Origin of the sequence: Streptomyces violens (assembly GCF_000717745.1) — a bacterium.
Taxonomy (GTDB): domain Bacteria; phylum Actinomycetota; class Actinomycetes; order Streptomycetales; family Streptomycetaceae; genus Streptomyces; species Streptomyces violens.
The window spans coordinates 69,081-86,959 of record NZ_JOBH01000021.1; the positions used below are offsets into that span (position 1 = coordinate 69,081).

The 17,879-nt window shown below is 71.3% G+C and carries 14 protein-coding genes; 13 read left to right on the top strand and 1 reads right to left on the bottom strand.

Annotated elements, in window-relative coordinates:
- Positions 1–42: 42 nt before the first annotated feature.
- Positions 43–828, bottom strand: a complete 786-nt coding sequence (locus tag IF04_RS0131615; RefSeq protein ID WP_030265704.1) for a class I SAM-dependent methyltransferase — start codon at positions 826–828, stop codon at positions 43–45.
- Positions 829–1,099: 271 nt separating this feature from the next.
- Here IF04_RS0131615 and IF04_RS0131620 point away from each other — a divergent pair, with 271 nt between their 5' ends.
- The 13 genes from IF04_RS0131620 to IF04_RS0131685 all read left to right on the top strand — a co-directional run bounded on the left by IF04_RS0131620 (position 1,100) and on the right by IF04_RS0131685 (position 17,878).
- Entirely contained in the window at positions 1,100–2,281 is a 1,182-nt protein-coding gene (locus tag IF04_RS0131620; RefSeq protein ID WP_030265707.1) for an ROK family transcriptional regulator, read from the top strand.
- Between the two features lie 286 nt (positions 2,282–2,567).
- A complete protein-coding gene (locus IF04_RS0131625; RefSeq protein ID WP_051831741.1) occupies positions 2,568–4,280 on the top strand; it encodes a sugar ABC transporter ATP-binding protein in 1,713 nt (570 codons plus the stop codon).
- Positions 4,281–4,339: 59 nt separating this feature from the next.
- Positions 4,340–5,308: an ABC transporter permease gene (locus IF04_RS0131630; RefSeq protein ID WP_037961462.1), complete on the top strand. Its 969-nt coding sequence runs from the start codon at positions 4,340–4,342 to the stop codon at positions 5,306–5,308.
- A gap of 104 nt (positions 5,309–5,412) precedes the next feature.
- The gene (locus IF04_RS0131635) at positions 5,413–6,432 is read left to right on the top strand and encodes a substrate-binding domain-containing protein (protein ID WP_030265714.1); all 1,020 of its coding nucleotides are present in this window, start codon (positions 5,413–5,415) and stop codon (positions 6,430–6,432) included.
- A gap of 92 nt (positions 6,433–6,524) precedes the next feature.
- Complete coding sequence (locus IF04_RS0131640; RefSeq protein WP_030265717.1) at positions 6,525–7,700, top strand: Gfo/Idh/MocA family protein; 1,176 nt, start codon at positions 6,525–6,527, stop codon at positions 7,698–7,700.
- Between the two features lie 14 nt (positions 7,701–7,714).
- Positions 7,715–8,722, top strand: coding sequence for a sugar phosphate isomerase/epimerase family protein (locus IF04_RS0131645; RefSeq protein ID WP_030265720.1), 1,008 nt, complete (start codon positions 7,715–7,717; stop codon positions 8,720–8,722).
- A 188-nt stretch (positions 8,723–8,910) separates the two neighbouring features.
- Complete coding sequence (locus tag IF04_RS0131650) at positions 8,911–11,361, top strand: PQQ-dependent sugar dehydrogenase (protein ID WP_030265722.1); 2,451 nt, start codon at positions 8,911–8,913, stop codon at positions 11,359–11,361.
- 156 nt (positions 11,362–11,517) lie between these two features.
- Complete coding sequence (locus IF04_RS0131655; protein WP_051831742.1) at positions 11,518–12,939, top strand: ThuA domain-containing protein; 1,422 nt, start codon at positions 11,518–11,520, stop codon at positions 12,937–12,939.
- Positions 12,940–12,965: 26 nt separating this feature from the next.
- On the top strand, positions 12,966–14,129 hold the full coding sequence (locus tag IF04_RS0131665) for an inositol-3-phosphate synthase (protein WP_051831743.1): 1,164 nt from the start codon (positions 12,966–12,968) through the stop codon (positions 14,127–14,129).
- Positions 14,126–15,316, top strand: coding sequence for an SCO3242 family prenyltransferase (locus tag IF04_RS0131670; RefSeq protein WP_030265730.1), 1,191 nt, complete (start codon positions 14,126–14,128; stop codon positions 15,314–15,316). Before IF04_RS0131665 ends, IF04_RS0131670 begins: the two co-directional genes overlap by 4 nt.
- Complete coding sequence (locus tag IF04_RS0131675) at positions 15,313–16,266, top strand: sugar phosphate isomerase/epimerase family protein (protein WP_051831744.1); 954 nt, start codon at positions 15,313–15,315, stop codon at positions 16,264–16,266. Before IF04_RS0131670 ends, IF04_RS0131675 begins: the two co-directional genes overlap by 4 nt.
- A complete protein-coding gene (locus tag IF04_RS0131680) occupies positions 16,260–17,024 on the top strand; it encodes an EboA domain-containing protein (protein ID WP_063829557.1) in 765 nt (254 codons plus the stop codon). The genes IF04_RS0131675 and IF04_RS0131680 overlap by 7 nt, the downstream gene beginning before the upstream one ends.
- Positions 17,025–17,029: 5 nt before the next feature.
- Positions 17,030–17,878: a TatD family hydrolase gene (locus IF04_RS0131685; RefSeq protein WP_030265739.1), complete on the top strand. Its 849-nt coding sequence runs from the start codon at positions 17,030–17,032 to the stop codon at positions 17,876–17,878.
- The last annotated feature ends 1 nt before the right edge of the window (position 17,879 follow it).

Genomic DNA, 17,879 nt, shown 5'->3' on the forward strand with positions numbered 1-17,879 from the left:
GAACGACCGTGCCGGGTGCGGGGGTTCGTGTTCCCCGGCCCGTTACGGCCGGGCGGCGGCAGCCCCGGCGCTCCGGAACAGCGCCGTCCAGAGGAACGGTTCACCGAAGTGCGGGGACTCCGGCGGCTCGTTGTGCATACGGCGCAGCTCCACCTCCGTCAGATCGGAGAAGATCCAGCGCAGCGACTCGGCGGTGTAGGCGATCCCGCCGTGCAGGCCGGATTCGGACCGGCGGTAGAAGTCCTCGTCGGGCGCCTCGGAGCCCATCCCGCCGGCCGCGAAGCAGGTCAGCCCGAAGTGGCCGCCGGGAGCGAGCGCCCGGTCGAGGAGCGCGAGGTAACTGATGCGGCGGTGCGGCGGCAGATGGTGGAAGCAGCCGGAGTCGTAGATCAGGTCGTACGGACCGGCGAGTGCGCCGTCGGCGAGAGTGAAGGCGTCACCGCAGTGGAAGGTGACCTTGGCACCGGTCTCGGCCCCGGATCCGGACCCGAACCCGGCCTCTCGGGCGCGGTCCTCCGCCCAGGCGATGGCAGCCGGTGAAAGGTCGACGGCGTCCACTTCGAAGCCCAGTGAGGCGAGGTGGAGGGCGTTGCGACCGGGCCCGCAGCCCAGGTCCAGGGCGCGCCCCGGCGCGATCAGCCCGCGTTCGAGGTACGAGACCAGGCTCTCGTCCGGCTTCGCCACGAAGAACGGCACCTCTCGGGTGCGGTCCGCGTAGAAGTCGTCCCACCAGGAGGCCCCGCCCGTCGTCCAGCGGTCCGCCTCCGGCGCGAACAGGCCGTCCAGGAGCCTCAGTACATCGTCGACAGTACGTATGTGCCGGTCCATCCGGTCCCCCTTCCCTCGCCGGTGATCGTAGAGGCATCTCTTGACGGTGATCGTGGACATCGCAGCCCCGGCGTACCAGCGCGCAGGACTTTGTCCCGAGTCAGGAGAAAGTCGGTGCGGATTCTGTCCGTAGTACTTCCTCGTTCGGACAAGCGCTGCTACGTTCCCCTCGAAAGCCCGGTGGGACGGCCGAAAACGGCCCGTCCGCACACACCGGGCGCCGACCAGGACGCGACGGTGCCGAGTACGGCTGGAGGGCGGCGTGAGGCGCATGACGGCGAGGCCCGCGAACGCGCACCAGGCACGGCTCCTCCGCCTGCTGCGCGACCAGGGGCCCAACTCCCGTGCACAGCTCGGCGACCAGGTCGACCTGTCACGTTCCAAGCTCGCGGTGGAGGTCGACCGGCTACTGGATACCGGCCTTGTCGTCGCCGACGGGCTGGCCGCCTCCCGGGGCGGCCGCCGGTCCCACAACATCCGGCTCGCCCCCTCGCTGCGCTTCCTCGGCGTCGACATCGGCGCGACCTCGGTCGACGTGGCGGTCACCAACGCCGAGCTGGAGGTGCTCGGGCATCTCACCCAGCCGATGGACGTACGGGCCGGGCCGGTTGCCGTGTTCGAGCAAGTACTCGCGCTGGCAGCGAAGTTGAAGGACAGCGGACTCGCCGAGGGGTTCGACGGTGCGGGCATCGGCGTGCCGGGCCCGGTCCGCTTCCCCGAGGGCGTGCCCGTCGCGCCGCCGATCATGCCCGGCTGGGACGGCTTCCCCGTACGGGAAGCGCTCAGCCAGGAGCTGGGCTGCCCGGTCATGGTCGACAACGACGTGAACCTCATGGCGCTGGGGGAGCAGCACGCGGGCGTGGCCCGTACCTCGCAGGACTTCCTCTGCGTCAAGATCGGTACCGGTATCGGTTGCGGCATCGTCGTCGGCGGTGAGGTCTACCGCGGTACGACGGGCAGCGCCGGCGACATCGGCCACATCCAGGTCGAGCCCAACGGCCGCCGCTGCGCCTGCGGCAACGCGGGTTGCCTGGAGGCGTACTTCGGTGGCGCCGCGCTCGCCCGCGACGCGGAGGACGCGGCACGCGACGGCCGCTCGATCACGCTCGCCGACCGCCTTGAGGCGGCGGGCGCGCTCGCCGCGTCGGACGTGGCCGTGGCCGCCTCGGCCGGTGACGCCACCGCACTGGAACTGATCAAGGACGGCGGCACCCGCACCGGGCAGGTCATTGCCGGACTCGTCAGCTTTTTCAACCCGGGCCTCGTGGTGATCGGCGGCGGTGTGACCGGCCTCGGCCACACGCTGCTGGCCGCGATCCGTACGCAGGTCTACCACCAGTCGCTGCCGCTGGCGACCGGCAACCTCCCCATCGTCCTTGGTGAGTTGGGGCAGCTGGCCGGGGTGACCGGCGCGGCCCGGCTGATCAGCGACCACCTGTTCTCGCCTGCCTGAGTCATGCAGTCACACCCCTGAGCCCGCATGGCCGGGGGCTGAGGAACCGCGCGCCACAGCACCGCTGAAGCACTGCCGTACCACTGCTCAAGCACTGTCGTACCACTTGCCGTACCACTGCTCAAGCACTGCCGTACCGCCACTGAAGCACCGCCGTACCAACGCACCGCCGCCAAATGACGCATCGTCAGCTCGCGATGCCGCATGCCCGTACGCGCCCTGCCTTGATCCGCCCTGCCCTGTTCCGCCCTGCCCGCTCACCGGCGTACCGCCGAGGAGGCCCGCCATGGCACCAGCGCACCGCCCCGCACCACCACCGCCCGCGGCACACGAACCCGCCGGACCGCTGCTCACCATGGCCGGCATCACCAAGTCCTTCCCCGGCGTCCGCGCGCTGGACGGCGTCGACCTGGACGTCGTCGCGGGCGAGGTGCACTGCCTGCTCGGCCAGAACGGCGCCGGCAAGTCCACCCTGATCAAGGTGCTGGCCGGCGCCCACCAGCCCGACGGCGGCACCATCCGCTGGCGCGGGGAAACCGTCTCCCTCAAGTCCCCGATCGCCGCGATGCGGCTGGGCATTGCCACCATCTACCAGGAGCTGGACCTGGTGGAGCACATGTCCGTCGCGGAGAACGTCTTCCTCGGGCACGAGCGCGCCACAGGCGGCTTCATCCGTACCGGGGAGGCCCGCGAGCGGACCGCCGAACTGCTCGCCCGCCTCGGTCACCCCGAGATCGACCCCGGCACGCTGGTCGGCCGGCTCTCCGCCGCCGGACAGCAGATCGCGTCCATGGCCCGCGCCCTCTCGCACGACGTACGGCTGATCGTCATGGACGAGCCGTCCGCCGCGCTCGACCCCGACGAGGTCGACAATCTCTTCCGTATCGTCGCCGCGCTCACCGCCTCCGGCGTCGCCGTCGTCTACATCTCGCACCGGCTGGAGGAGATCCGGCGGATCGGCGACCGTGTGACGGTACTGAAGGACGGGCGGACGGCCGCCCGCGGCCTGGACGCGCATGCCACTCCCACCCGCGACATCGTCGCCCTGATGACCGGCCGGGACGTCGAGTACGTCTTTCCCGAACGGCGCGCGGCCACCGGCCACCCGTACCCGACGGGCACGGACCCGGACCGCCCCGCCCCCGTCCTCAGTGTCGAAGGGCTCGCGCGTGACGGCGAGTTCGGCCCGGTCGGCTTCCGACTGCATCCCGGCGAGATCCTCGGGCTCGCCGGACTCGTCGGGTCGGGCCGCTCGGAAATACTGGAGACCGTATACGGTGCACGGCGGCCCACCGCCGGACGGGTACTGGTCGACGGTCGACCGTTGCGCCCCGGCAGCGTCACCGCCGCCGTACGCGCCGGACTCGGCCTCGCCCCCGAAGAGCGCAAGTCCCAGGCGCTGCTGCTCCTGGAGTCCGTCAGCCGGAACGTTTCCCTCTCCTCGCTGCCGCACTTCGCGCGGGCCGGCTGGCTGAACCGGCCCGCCGAGCGGGCCGGCACCCTGGCCGCCACCCGCGGCCTCTCGCTCCGCCCCGACGACCCCGACCGCCCGGTCCGCACCCTCTCCGGCGGCAACCAGCAGAAGGCCGTACTGGCCCGCTGGCTGCTCCGCGGCTGCCGCGTACTGCTGCTGGACGAGCCGACCCGCGGCGTGGACGTCGGCGCCCGCGCCGAGCTGTACGCACTGATCAGGCGGCTCGCGGACGACGGCGTCACCGTGCTGCTGGTCTCCAGCGAGGTGCCCGAAGTGCTCGGGCTCGCCGACCGGGTGCTCGTCCTGCGCGAGGGCCAAGTCGTGCACGAGGGCGAGGCGGCGGCGCTGGACGAGCACCGGGTGCTGGACCTGGTGATGAGCGACGGCCCCGGCCCCGTACCAGTACCGGCCTCCGGACGCACAGCCACCGGAAAGGCGTCCGCCACCGGAAAGGCATCCGTCACCGAGAAGACGTCAGCCCCCGAGGACACGTCGGCCCCGACCCCGCGAGGAGACCGCCCGTGAACACCTCCGAAGGACACGCCCTCCCGGCCGAGGCGGGCAGCGCACCGCCGGGCCCCACCGTGCCGACTGCCAAGGACACCCGGCACGCGCGTACCCGCCACCGCCCCGACGTCCGCAACCTCTCGCTGCTCGGGGTGCTCGCCGCACTCGTACTGGTCGGCGCGCTCACCAAGCCCGAGCAGTTCCTGAGCGTGCAGAACCTCCAGCTCGTCCTCACCCAGGCGTCCGTGATCGGCGTGGTCACCGTCGGCGTCACCTTCGTCATCATCGGCGGCGGCATCGACCTGTCCGTCGGCGCGATGGTGGCGCTCGCCACGGTCTGGGCGACGACGGTGGCCACCCAGAGTTACGGTCTCGGCGGCATCCTGCTGTGTTCGCTGCTGGTGGCCCTGGGCTGCGGGCTGGTCAACGGGCTGCTGGTGTCGTTCGGCGGCATGGTCCCCTTCATCGCCACCCTCGCCATGCTCGCCTCGGCCCGCGGCCTCGCGCTGCAGATCAGCCAGGGCGGCACGCAGGTGGTGTCCGTCGAGCCGGTGCTCGCGCTGGGCCGCCGGGACGCGTACCTGTTCGGTATCCCGCCCATCGTGCTGGTCTTCGCCGTCGTCACGGCCGCCGGCTGGCTGCTGCTGAACCGTACGACCTTCGGCCGGCGCACCGTCGCGGTCGGCGGCAACCCGGAGGCGGCCCGGCTCGCCGGCATCGACGTACGCCGCCAGCGGCTGCTGCTGTACCTGCTGTCCGGGCTGTGCTGCGGGATCGCGGCCTTCCTGCTGATCGTGCTGACCGGCTCGGGCCAGAACACCAACGGGAACCTGTACGAACTCGACGCCATCGCCGCGGCCATCATCGGCGGCACCCTCCTCAGCGGCGGCCGCGGCACCATCACCGGCTCCGTCCTGGGCGTCCTCGTCTTCACCACGATCACCAACCTGTTCGCCCTGAACAACCTGGAGACCGCCGTCCAGCAGATCGCCAAGGGCGCCATCATCGTCGCCGCCGTACTGGTACAGAAGGGCCGCAAGTCATGACGCAGCGCATACCGTCTACACCGCAATCGTCGACAGCCCGATCGTCTACACCCCGATCGTCTACAGCACACACTCCGGAAGGCCCGGGAACCAGCCGCAGGAACATGCTCTTCGGCGCCGCGGCCGTCTCCGCCGGTGCCTTCCTCACCGCCTGCACCAGCAACGAGAACAACGCCTCGGCCGGCACCGGCAAGCAGCAGCAGGCCGGCGGGGTCGACGACAAGCCCGGCAAGAAGGTCACCATCGGCTTCGCCGGACCGCAGGCCGACCACGGCTGGCTGAACGCGATCAACCAGAACGCCAAGGAGCGCGCGAAGCAGTACGAGGACGTCACCCTGGAGATCACCGAGGGCTCGAACGACACCGCCCAGCAGATCGGGCAGATCGAGACCCTGATCAACAAGAAGGTCGACGTACTGGTCATCCTGCCCGCCGACGGCAAGGCGCTCACCCAGGTCGGCCTGAAGGCCATGCGGGCCGGCATCCCCGTCGTCAACCTCGACCGGGTCTTCGCGTCCCAGCAGGCGTACCGCTGCTGGGTCGGCGGCGACAACTACGGCATGGGCCTGAACGCCGGCCACTACATCGGCGAGCAGCTCAAGGGCAAGAAGAACGCCAAGGTCGTCGAGCTCGCCGGGATCGACAACCTGGAGCTGACCCGGCAGCGCACCAAGGGCTTCGACGACGCCCTGAAGAACTACCCCAACATCGAGAAGGTGGGCCGGCAGGCGGCCGAGTTCACCGTCGAGTCGGGCCAGTCCAAGATGGCCGGGCTGCTGCAGGCCCACCCCGACTTCGACGCCCTGTGGAACCACGACGACGACCAGGGCGTGGGCGCCGAGCGGGCCATCGAACAGGCGGGCCGAGACGGCTTCCTCATGGTCGGCGGCGCCGGTTCCCGCAAGGTCATGGACACCATCAAGGCGGACAACTCCGTACTGAAGGCCACCGTGCTCTACCCGCCGACGATGTCCGCCTCCGCGATCGACCTGGCCCGCGCACTGGGGCAGGGCAAGGGGGTCAGCGGCATGGCCGAGCTGGAGATCCCCGCCTCGATCACCCTGTACTCGGCTGTCGTCACCAAGGACAACGTCGACGACTACCTGCCGACCGGATTCAACTGACGCGCGGCGCGGCGCAGCCGTCGGCCCCGCGCGCCGCCCCGGCCGCCGCGCCACCGCTCTCCCTCACCTGACCACCACCGATGAGGTGATGCATGGACGACAACGCGAAGGACCCCACCCCCGACGGCCGCCCCGCACTGGGGATCGGCATGGTCGGCTACGCCTTCATGGGCGCCGCGCACTCCCAGGGCTGGCGTACCGCCGCCCGGGTCTTCGACCTGCCGCTGCGCCCCGCCATGAACGCCGTCTGCGGCCGGGACGCCGGTGCCGTACGCGCCGCCGCCGACCGCCTCGGCTGGGCCGCGGCCGAGACCGACTGGCGGGCGCTGATCGCCCGCGACGACGTCGACCTGGTCGACATCTGCACACCCGGCGACAGCCACGCCGAGATCGCCCTCGCGGCCCTCGAAGCGGGCAAGCACGTGCTGTGCGAGAAGCCGCTGGCCAACTCCGTCGCGGAGGCGGAGGCCATGGCGGCCGCCGCCGAGTCGGCGCGGGCCCGCGGCCGGATCGCCATGGTCGGCTTCAACTACCGACGTACGCCCGCGATGGCGCTCGCCCGGCGGTTCGTCGAGGAGGGCCGCATCGGTACGCTGCGCCAGCTCCGCGCCACGTACCTCCAGGACTGGCTGGTCGACCCGCTGGCCCCGATGACCTGGCGGCTGCGCAAGGAGACCGCGGGCTCCGGCGCGCTCGGCGACCTCGGCGCGCATATTGTCGACCTCGCACAGTATCTCGCAGGGGAGCTGCTGACGGGCGTCTCGGCGGTCACCGAGACCTTCGTACGGCAGCGGCCGCTGCCCTCGGGCGGCGGCACGGGCGAGGTGACGGTGGACGACGCGGCGCTGTTCACCGGCCGGTTCGCCTCGGGCGCGCTGGCGTCCTTCGAGGCCAGCCGGGTCGCGGCGGGCCGCAAGAACTCCCTCCGCATCGAGGTCAACGGCGACCGCGGATCGCTCTCCTTCGACCTGGAACGCCTCAACGAGCTGTCCTTCCACGACCACACCGAACCGGCCGAGGCAGCAGGCTTCCGCCGCATCCTGGTCACCGAGCCCGACCACCCGTACCTGGAGGGCTGGTGGCCGCCCGGCCACGGCCTCGGGTACGAGCACACCTTCGTCCACCAGGCCCGCGACCTGGTGCACGCCATCGCGGCGGGCACCGACCCCGCGCCGTCCTTCGCCGACGGCCTACGGGTGCAGCGCGTACTGGCCGCCGTCGAGGAGAGCGCCGCGAAGAACTGCGTTTACACCCCCGTATCGGCCTGAGGAGGTCCCGTACCGTGCCACGCCAGTTCACTCTCTTCACCGGCCAGTGGGCCGACCTTCCCCTGGAGGAGGTCTGCCGGCTGGCCCGCGACTTCGGTTACGACGGTCTCGAACTCGCCTGCTGGGGAGACCACTTCGAGGTCGACAAGGCGCTCGCCGACCCTGCCTACCTCGACTCGCGTCACGCGTTGCTCGACAAGTACGGCCTCAAGTGCTGGGCAATCTCCAACCACTTGGTGGGCCAGGCGGTCTGCGACGCCATTATTGACGAGCGACACGAGGCGATCCTGCCCGCCCGCATCTGGGGGGACGGCGAGGCCGAGGGCGTACGGCAGCGCGCCGCCGCCGAGATCAAGGACACGGCCCGCGCGGCCGCCGCGTTCGGCGTCGTTACCGTCATCGGTTTCACCGGCTCATCGATCTGGCATCTGGTCGCCATGTTCCCGCCGGCCCCCGAGTCGATGATCGAGCGCGGCTACGAGGACTTCGCCACGCGCTGGAACCCCATCCTCGACGTCTTCGACGCCGAAGGCGTCCGCTTCGCCCACGAGGTGCATCCGAGCGAGATCGCATACGACTACTGGACCACCCAGCAGGCCCTGGAGGCCGTCGGCCACCGGCCCGCCTTCGGGCTCAACTTCGACCCGTCCCACTTCGTCTGGCAGGACCTGGACCCGGTCGGCTTCCTCTGGGACTTCCGCGACCGGATTTACCACGTCGACTGCAAAGAGGCCAGGAAGCGCCTCGACGGCCGCAACGGACGACTCGGCTCCCACCTGCCCTGGGGCGACCCGCGACGCGGCTGGGACTTCGTCTCCGCAGGTCACGGCGATGTCCCGTGGGAGGACTGCTTCCGGATGCTGCGCTCGATCGGGTACGAGGGGCCGGTGTCGGTGGAGTGGGAGGACGCCGGCATGGACCGGCTGCAGGGCGCCCCCGAGGCGCTGTCCCGGCTCAAGGCGTACGACTACGAGCCGCCGACGGCGTCGTTCGACGCGGCGTTCGGCAGCGCGGACAGCTGACGGGGCATCCGTCTTTGTCCTCCTGAGGGCAGAAGTCCCCATCACCCACGTCAAAGGTCTATCCGTAGCGAGCAAACGCGACTACCTTCGCCCCTGGTGTCACGTACATGTACTTGAGGCTCGCACAGCGCACTGAACTCCCAGCACCGCCCACCGCACGGCACTTCAACCCGCCCGGGAGGCACCGCGTGCAAAGAAGACGTCTCAGAATCCGCTCCGCCCTGGCCCTTTGCACGGGCGGCCTGCTCGCCGCAGGCTCGCTCGCGCTCGGCGTCACCCCCACCTCCGCGGCGCCGGCCGCGCCGGCGGCCGCCGCCGAGGACTTCCAGCAGGTCACCCTCGCCAAGGGCGAGGCCGAGATGGGCGAGCCGATGACGCTCGCCGTCCTCCCCGACCGCTCGGTCCTGCACACGTCCCGCGACGGCACGCTCCGGCTGACCGACGCCACCGGCTACACCAAGGTCGCCGGCAAACTCCCCGTCTACACCCACGACGAGGAGGGCCTGCAGGGCGTCGGCGTCGACCCCGGCTTCAAGGACAACCGGTTCATCTACCTGTTTTACGCCCCGCCGCTGGACACCCCCGCCGGTGACGCGCCCGACAACGGCACCACCGCCGACTTCGCCAAGTTCGACGGGCTGAACCGGCTGTCCCGCTTCGTCCTCAAGGAGGACGGGACACTGGATACTGCCAGCGAGAAGAAGATCCTGGAGGTGCCCACCTCGCGCGGCACCTGCTGCCACGTCGGCGGCGACATCGACTTCGACGCGCAGGGCAATCTGTATCTCTCCACCGGCGACGACTCCAACCCGTTCGCCTCCGACGGCTACACGCCCATCGACGAGCGCGCCGACCGCAACCCCGCGTACGACGCCCAGCGCACCTCCGGCAACACCAACGACCTGCGCGGCAAGATCCTGCGCATCAAGGTCAACGCCGACGGCTCGTACGACATCCCCGAGGGCAACCTCTTCGCGCCCGGTACCGAGAAGACCCGGCCCGAGATCTACGCCATGGGCTTCCGCAACCCCTTCCGGATGAGCGTCGACAAGCCCACCGGCATCGTCTACGTCGGTGACTACGGCCCGGACGCCGGCGCCGCCAGCCCCACCCGCGGCCCGGCCGGCCAGGTCGAATTCGCCCGTGTCACCAAGGCCGGCAACTACGGCTGGCCGTACTGCACCGGCGACAACGATGCCTTTATCGACTACGACTTCGCCACGGGGAAGTCCGGCGAGGCTTTCGACTGCGCCGCGCCCAAGAACACCTCGGTGCACAACACCGGTCTGACCGACCTGCCCCCGGCCCAGGCCGCGTGGATCCCGTACGACAACGCCTCCGTACCGGAGTTCGGCAGCGGCTCCGAGTCCCCGATGGGCGGCCCGGTCTACCATTACGACGCCGACCTCGACTCCAAGGTGAAGTTCCCCGAGGCGTACGACGGAGACTACTTCGCCGGTGAGTTCGGCCGCCGCTGGATCAAGCGCATCGAGAAGGCCGACGACGGCACCGTCCAGTCCATCAACGCCTTCCCCTGGAACGGCACCCAGGTCATGGACATGGCCTTCGGCCCCGACGGCGCGCTGTACGTACTGGACTACGGCACGGGTTACTTCAACGGTGACGCGAACTCCGCGCTGTACCGCATCGAGAACGCCACCGACGGCCACTCGCCGGTCGTCGAGGCGAAGGTCGACCGCACCTCAGGCCAGGCGCCGCTGAAGGCGAAGTTCGGCGCGAGCGCGACCGACGCCGACGGCGACGCGATCACCTACAGCTGGGACTTCGGCGACGGCACCAAGTCCACCGCGCAGAACCCGTCCCACACGTACAAGAAGAACGGCACCTACACGGCGACCGTCACCGCGAAGGACCCCTCCGGCCGCACCGGTTCGGCCAGCGTGCACCTCACGGTCGGCAACACCGCCCCCAAGGTGACGCTCGAACTCCCGGGCAACGGCCAGCTCTTCACCTTCGGCGACAAGGTCCCCTTCAAGGTCAAGGTCACCGACCCGGAGGACGGCCAGATCGACTGCTCGAAGGTCACCGTCACCCACATCCTCGGCCACGACAGCCACGGCCACGCCGTCACCTCGGCCAAGGGCTGCGAGGGCACCATCCAGACCCTGGCCGATGGTGAACACGATGCCAACGCCAACATCTTCGGTGTCTTCGACGCCGAGTACACCGACAAGGGCGCCAACGGCCAGCCGGCGCTGACCACCCACGCCCAGAGCATCACCCAGCCGAAGCACCGCCAGGCCGAGCACTACAGCTCTTCCGAGGGCGTGTCGGCCGTGAACCACACCCCGGCCCACGGCGGGAAGACTGTAGGCAATATCCACAATGGCGACTGGATCGGCTTCACCCCGTACCGCGTCTCCGACGCCACGAAGCTCACCGCCCGGGTCGCTTCGGCGGGCACCGGCGGCACGCTGGAGATCCGTACGGGCAAGCCCGACGGCAGGCTGCTCGGCACGGCGAAGGTACCGGTGACCGGCGGCTGGGAGACGTACACCGACGTCAGCACGGCCATCGCCAAGCCGCCCGCCGGGACGACGACGCTCTACCTCGTCTTCAAGGGGAGTGGCACGGGCGCGCTGTACGACGTGGACGACTTCGAGATCACCACGAAGTGACACTGCCGCACTGACGGCCGGCACGGCGGGTGGGCCAGGTGGCCCGCCCGCCCCTCGCCCGCCCGCCCCTCGCCCGCCCGCCCCTCGCCCGGCCGCACTTGCTCCGAGGCCCCTTGCCCAGCCACCCCCCCCGCTGCTGGAGGAAGGACTCCGCACATGTCCCCGCACCGACCCACCGCAAGACGGCTTGCCGTACGGCGGCTCGGCATCACCGCCGCGGCGGCCGCCGCCCTGCTCGCGACCATGGCGCTGCCCGGCACGGCCGCGCCCCAGGACGGCGCGGGCGCGGCCGACGGCGCCCGGGTCCTGGTCTTCTCCAAGACCGCCGGCTTCCGCCACGACTCGATTCCGCAGGGCATCGCCACGGTCAAGGACCTCGGCGCGGAGCACGGCTTCGCCGTTGACGCGACGGAGGACGCCGGTGCCTTCACCGACGCCAACCTCGCCCGTTACGACGCCGTGGTCTTCCTCTCCACGACCGGTGACGTCCTCGACGCCGCCCAGCAGGCCGCCTTCGAGAAGTACATCGGAGCGGGCGGCGGCTACGTCGGGGTGCACGCTGCCGCCGACACCGAGTACGACTGGCCCTTCTACGGCGGCCTGGCCGGCGCGTACTTCCAGTCGCACCCGGCCATCCAGCCCGCCACCGTACGGGTCGAGGACCGGGCCCACCCCGCCACCGCCCACCTGGCGGCGGCCTGGGACCGCACCGACGAGTGGTACAACTACCGCACTAACCCGCGCGAGCGCGCCCACGTCCTCGCCGCCCTCGACGAGTCGACGTACACCGGCGGCACGATGAGCGGGGACCACCCGCTCGCCTGGTGCCAGGAGTACAGCGGCGGCCGCGCCTTCTACACAGGCGCCGGCCACACCAAGGAGTCCTACGCCGAGCCCGCCTTCCGCACTCACCTCCTCGGCGGTATCCAATATGCGACCGGCCAGGCTCAGGCCGACTGCCGACCGGAGACTGGATACACCGCCCTCTTCGACGGCACCGCGGCGAGCCTGAAAGGCTGGAAGCAGGCGGGCCCCGGATCTTTCACCCTGAACGAGGACGACGGCACGCTCACCTCCACGGGCGGCATGGGCATGCTCTGGTACGCGGCCAAGGAGCAGCACGCCTACTCCCTGAAGCTGGACTGGAAGATGGCCAGCGAGTCCGGTGACGACAACTCGGGCGTCTACGTGGGCTTCCCCGCCTCCGACGACCCCTGGTCAGCGGTGAACAACGGCTATGAGATCCAGATCGACGCCACCGACACCCCCGACCACACCACCGGCTCCGTCTACGGCTTCCAGGCCGCGGACATCAAGGCCCGGGACGCGGCCCTGAACCCGCCGGGGGAGTGGAACACCTACGAGATCCGCGTCCAGGGCGAACGCCTGAAGGTCTTCCTCAACGGCCGCAAGGTCAACGACTTCACGAATCACGACCCCGCCCGCTCCCTGCGCCAGGGCTACGTCGGCATCCAGAACCACGGCTCCGAGGACCAGGTGGCGTTCCGCGACATCCGGATCAAGGAGCTGAAGGAGCTGAAGGAGCTGAAGGGGTCGGAGAAGGGCGGTCGCGGGTGAGTGGGGACGGGGAGAGGAGAGCGCGTATGGGTACGGGCAGTGGTTCTGGTTCCGGTTCCGGTTCCGGTTCCGGTTCCGGTCGTACGGGGGTGTGGCTGATCGGCGCGCGCGGGTCGGTCGCGACGACCGTGGTCGCAGGGTGCGCCGCACTCGCCGCCGGGCTGCACGAGCCGACCGGCATGGTCACCGAGACCGCCGCGTTCGCCGACGTCCCACTGCCGCCGCTCGCCTCGCTGGTCTTCGGCGGCCATGACATCACGTCCTGCCCGCTGCCGAAGCGGGCCGAGCAGCTCGCCGCGGGCGGCGTCCTGCCACACGGCCTGCCGCGTTCGGTACATGCCGAACTCGCCGCCGCTGACGCCGAGATACGCCCGGGTGGGCCGCAGCCGGGCGACACCCGCGACGACGAAGCACTGGCTGCTGCCTTCGCCACGGACCTGCGCACTTTCCGCAAGGCGCATGGTCTGGAGCGGGTGGTCGTGATCAACGTGGCGTCCACGGAGCCGGCAGCGAGCAACGCGGAGGCCGAACGCCTTCCGGCCAGCTCCCTCTACGCGCTCGCCGCCCTCCGCGCCGGCTGCTCGTACGTCAACTTCACGCCTTCCAGCGGCCTCCACCATCCCCTCCTCCGCGACATGGCCCGCTGCAGCGGCCTCCCGTACGCGGGCCGGGACGGCAAGACCGGCCAGACGCTCCTCCGCGCCGCCCTCGCACCGATGCTGGCGCAGCGCGCGCTGAACGTACGCGCCTGGTCCGGTACGAACCTGCTCGGCGGGGGAGACGGCGCCGCACTCGCCGACCCGGCCGCCGCTGCCGCGAAGAACGCGGGCAAGGCCGCCGTACTCCGCGACACCCTCGGCGAACTCCCGCCCGGCGACCTCCACATCGACAACGTCCCGGCACTCGGCGACTGGAAGACGGCGTGGGACCACATCGCGGTCGACGGCTTCCTCGGCAGCCGGGTGATCCTCCAGACCATCTGGCAGGGCTGCGACTCGGCGCTCGCCGCCCCGCTCGTACTGGACCTGGCCCGCCTGGTGGCGGCCGCACACGCGGCCGGCCTCAGCGGCCCGCTCCCCGGCCTCGGTTTCTACTTCAAGGACCCGGACAACGGCCCGGCCGCCCTCTCGGACCAGTACACGGCCCTCACCACCACCTTCGCCACCCAACTCCGGGAGGCGCACAGATGATCCCTCTTCCACGGTTCCTCCGTACGGGCGGGGCGGCTTCGGCGTTGGCTTCGACACCCGCTTCGGTTTCGGCCTCAGCGTCCGCTTCGGTGCCGGCGGTGCCAGCGGTGCCTATGGCGTCGGCATCGGCAGCGTCCATGTCGCGCCGCCCGGGCGGCAAGGGCCGTCCCCGCCACTCGCTCCGCGCCTGGGCGGAGCTGCTGCGGATCTCCGCACCGGCCAGCGTCCCCGGCGACCTCCTCGCCGGGGCCGCGGCCGCAGGGCTGCGCCCCAACGCCCGTACCGCGCTGGCCGCCTGCTCCTCCCTCTGCCTGTACGAAGCCGGCATGGCCCTGAACGACTGGGCCGACCGCGACATCGACGCCCTCGAACGCCCGCACCGCCCCATCCCCTCCGGTCGCATCACCCCTGGCGCAGCCCTCGCCGCGGCCGGCGGGCTGACGGCGGCGGGCCTGGCGTGCGCGGCGGCGGCCGGCCGCCCGGCCCTGGCCACCGCCACGGCCCTGGCCGTCACCGTCTGGGCCTACGACCTGCACCTCAAGAACACTCCCTTCGGCCCCACCGCCATGGCCTGCGCCCGAGCCCTCGACCTCCTCCAGGGCGCGGTCGCAACAACGGGCAGGGGCAGCGGTGCGAGTACGGGCGCTGCTGTGGGCGCGGGCGCCGACGCTGCTGTCCCTCATCCGCACACAACCGCGGCTCTCCGCGCCCTCCCCTCCGCCGCCCTGCTCGGCGCGCACACCTTCACCGTCACCACCGTCTCTCGCCGCGAAGCCCAGGGATCCTCCTCGTCCCTCCCCCTCCTCGCCCTCGCAGCCGTAACCGCCCTCGCCAACGCGACAGGCGGCCGCTTGCCCTCCCACCTCACCCCGAGCGGCACGGCAGCCCCACCACCTGCCCAAGGCGGCAAAGTCACTGCCGGCCGACGACCGACACTCACCCCGGCAACACTCGCACCCCCACTCCTCGCCGCGGGCTACGCGGCCACCGCCGCTCGCCCCCTCCTCGTTGCCGCGCTCAACCCGTCACCCCATTTCCTCCAGCGGGCCGTAGGCGGCGGCATCCGCGCGATGATCCCGCTGCAGGCGGCCCTCGCCGCGCGAGCCGGTGCGCCGGCCACCGGCGCCGCCGTGCTCGCGCTCATCCCCGTCGCCCGGCGCCTGTCCCGAAAGGTCAGCCCGACATGACCTCGACGCCCCCGCCGGTGCCCTCGACGTCGCCCCCCTCGCCGGAAGCGCCGCCCCTCCGCCTCGCCTACGGAACCAACGGCCTCACCGACCTCCGCCTGACCGACGCCCTCACCCTCCTCTCCGACCTCGGCTACGACGGCGTCGCGCTCACCCTCGACCACATGCACCTCGACCCCCTCGCCCCGGGCCTGGCCGCCCGCACGGCACGGGTGGCCGACACCCTGCGCGACACGGGCCTCGCCGTAGCGATCGAGACCGGCGCCCGCTACGTACTCGACCCCCGCCGCAAACACCACCCCACTCTCATCGACCCCGACCCGGACGCCCGCGCCGCCCGCACCGACCTGCTGCGCACCGCCGTACGCGTCGGCGCCGACCTGGGCGCCACCGCCGTCCACTGCTTCAGCGGCGTACGCGACCCCGGCAGCACGGACGCCGACTCCTGGCAGCGCCTCGCCGCCGCCCTTGCCCCCGTCGCCGCGGCAGCCTCGGACACCGGCTTACCGCTCGCCGTAGAACCGGAACCCGGCCACCTCCTCTCCGACCTCGCCGGCTTCCACCACCTCCGTACGGTCATGGGCGCGCCCGACCCGGACGTACTCGGGCTGACCCTCGACATCGGCCACTGCCAGTGCCTGGAACCGGTCCCGCCCGCCGACTGCATCCGTGCCGCCGCGCCGTGGACCCGGCACGTCCAGCTGGAAGACATGTGCCGGGGCGTCCACGAACACTTGCCCTTCGGCGACGGCGAGATCGACTTCCCGCCGGTACTCGCCGCCCTCCGCGACACGGCCTACCGAGGCCTGGTCAGTGTCGAGCTGCCCCGCCACTCCCACGCCGGCCCCGAACTGGCACGCACCTCCCTCGACTTCCTCCGCTCCCACCTCCTCTCCTCGTCCCCTCAGGCCGCCGCCCTGGCCGGGCGCGTAGGAGGTGCCCCGTGTTGACCCCCGACCCGCCCCCCGACGACCCCTGGATCACCCGCCTCGACAAGGCACTCCGCGACCGCCTCGGCGACACCGCCCGCACCTGGCTCGACGAGGCGCTGACCGAGGCCTTGAACGAGGCCACCTCGCCGGCCCCGGCCGCTCCTCCCCGCTGGGAGGCCCGATTCGCCTCCGCCGGCCGGCACTGCGTGCGGAGAGAACCGCCGCATCATGCCGACCCGGAGGCCGCCGAGGCCGCGCGGGTGCTGATCCTGTGCGCCGCCCGCGCCGACGGCGCCACCGTCACCCGGCTGTACGAGCACGGCACGGCCGCCGAACGCCGGGCCGTACTCCTCGCACTGTCGCGGCTGCCGTTGAGTACGGACGGCCACGCCGGCCTCCCGCTCATCGAGGACGCCCTGCGGACCAATGACACGCGGCTGGTCGCCGCGGCCGTGGGCCCGTACGCCGCACGGCACCTCGATGCGCACGCTTGGCGGCACGCCGTACTCAAGTGCCTGTTCACCGGGGTATCGGTGGACGCCGTCGCCGGTCTCGCCGAACGCTCCCGCGGCGACGCCGAACTCGCCCGCATGCTCGGCGACTACGCCCGGGAACGCACCTCAGCCGGCCGTCCCGTACCCGACGATCTCCCTCGCGTTCTCACACTCACCCAGCTGTCCCCCCTGTCCGCCGACGCACCCGCCGGCCTGCCCAATGACGCCTCCGCCGGCCCGTCCGGCCACGCGTCCGCCGATCCGTCCCCCGAGGAGGCGTAACCCCGATGCGTATCTTCGATCCGCACATCCACATGACCTCCCGCACCACCGACGACTACGAGGCCATGTACGCGGCGGGCGTGCGTGCCCTCGTCGAGCCGGCCTTCTGGCTGGGGCAGCCGCGGACCTCACCGGCGAGCTTCTTCGACTATTTCGACTCCCTTCTAGGCTGGGAGCCCTTCCGGGCCGCCCAGCACGGCATCGCCCATCACTGCACCATCGCGCTCAACCCCAAAGAGGCGAACGACCCCCGCTGTACCCCCGTACTCGACGAACTGCCCCGCTACCTCGTAAAAGACTCGGTCGTCGCCGTCGGCGAGATCGGCTACGACTCGATGACCCCGGCCGAGGACACCGCCCTGGCCGCTCAGCTCCAACTGGCCGCGGACCACGGCCTCCCGGCCCTCGTCCACACCCCCCACCGCGACAAGGCCGCCGGGCTCAAACGCACCCTCGACGTCCTGCGCGAATCCGACCTTCCTCCCGATCGCGTCGTCCTGGACCATCTCAATGAAACAACCGTAGGGGATGCCACTGACAGTGGCTGCTGGCTGGGCTTTTCCATCTATCCGGACACCAAGATGGACCCGGAACGGATGGTGCGGATCCTCCGCGTGCACGGCACGGAGCGGGTGCTCGTCAACTCCGCCGCGGACTGGGGCCGCAGCGACCCGCTCAAGACCCGGCACGTCGGCGAGGCGATGCTCGCCGCCGGATTCTCCGACGACGACGTGGACCAGGTGCTGTGGCGCAACCCCGTCGCCTTCTACGGCCAGAGCGGCCGACTCTCCCTCGACATCACCGACCCCGGCGTCCTCCACGAGGGCAACTCCATCCTCCGCGGCGGGGAATGAG

Bases quoted from the DNA above. Each gene is read 5' to 3' on its own strand.
- IF04_RS0131615 (WP_030265704.1), bottom strand. From the start codon at position 828: ATGGACCGGCACATACGTACTGTCGACGATGTACTGAGGCTCCTGGAC.
- IF04_RS0131620 (WP_030265707.1), top strand. From the start codon at position 1,100: ATGACGGCGAGGCCCGCGAACGCGCACCAGGCACGGCTCCTCCGCCTG.
- IF04_RS0131625 (WP_051831741.1), top strand. From the start codon at position 2,568: ATGGCACCAGCGCACCGCCCCGCACCACCACCGCCCGCGGCACACGAA.
- IF04_RS0131635 (WP_030265714.1), top strand. From the start codon at position 5,413: ATGCTCTTCGGCGCCGCGGCCGTCTCCGCCGGTGCCTTCCTCACCGCC.
- IF04_RS0131640 (WP_030265717.1), top strand. From the start codon at position 6,525: ATGGACGACAACGCGAAGGACCCCACCCCCGACGGCCGCCCCGCACTG.
- IF04_RS0131655 (WP_051831742.1), top strand. From the start codon at position 11,518: ATGTCCCCGCACCGACCCACCGCAAGACGGCTTGCCGTACGGCGGCTC.
- IF04_RS0131665 (WP_051831743.1), top strand. From the start codon at position 12,966: ATGGGTACGGGCAGTGGTTCTGGTTCCGGTTCCGGTTCCGGTTCCGGT.
- IF04_RS0131670 (WP_030265730.1), top strand. From the start codon at position 14,126: ATGATCCCTCTTCCACGGTTCCTCCGTACGGGCGGGGCGGCTTCGGCG.
- IF04_RS0131675 (WP_051831744.1), top strand. From the start codon at position 15,313: ATGACCTCGACGCCCCCGCCGGTGCCCTCGACGTCGCCCCCCTCGCCG.
- IF04_RS0131685 (WP_030265739.1), top strand. From the start codon at position 17,030: ATGCGTATCTTCGATCCGCACATCCACATGACCTCCCGCACCACCGAC.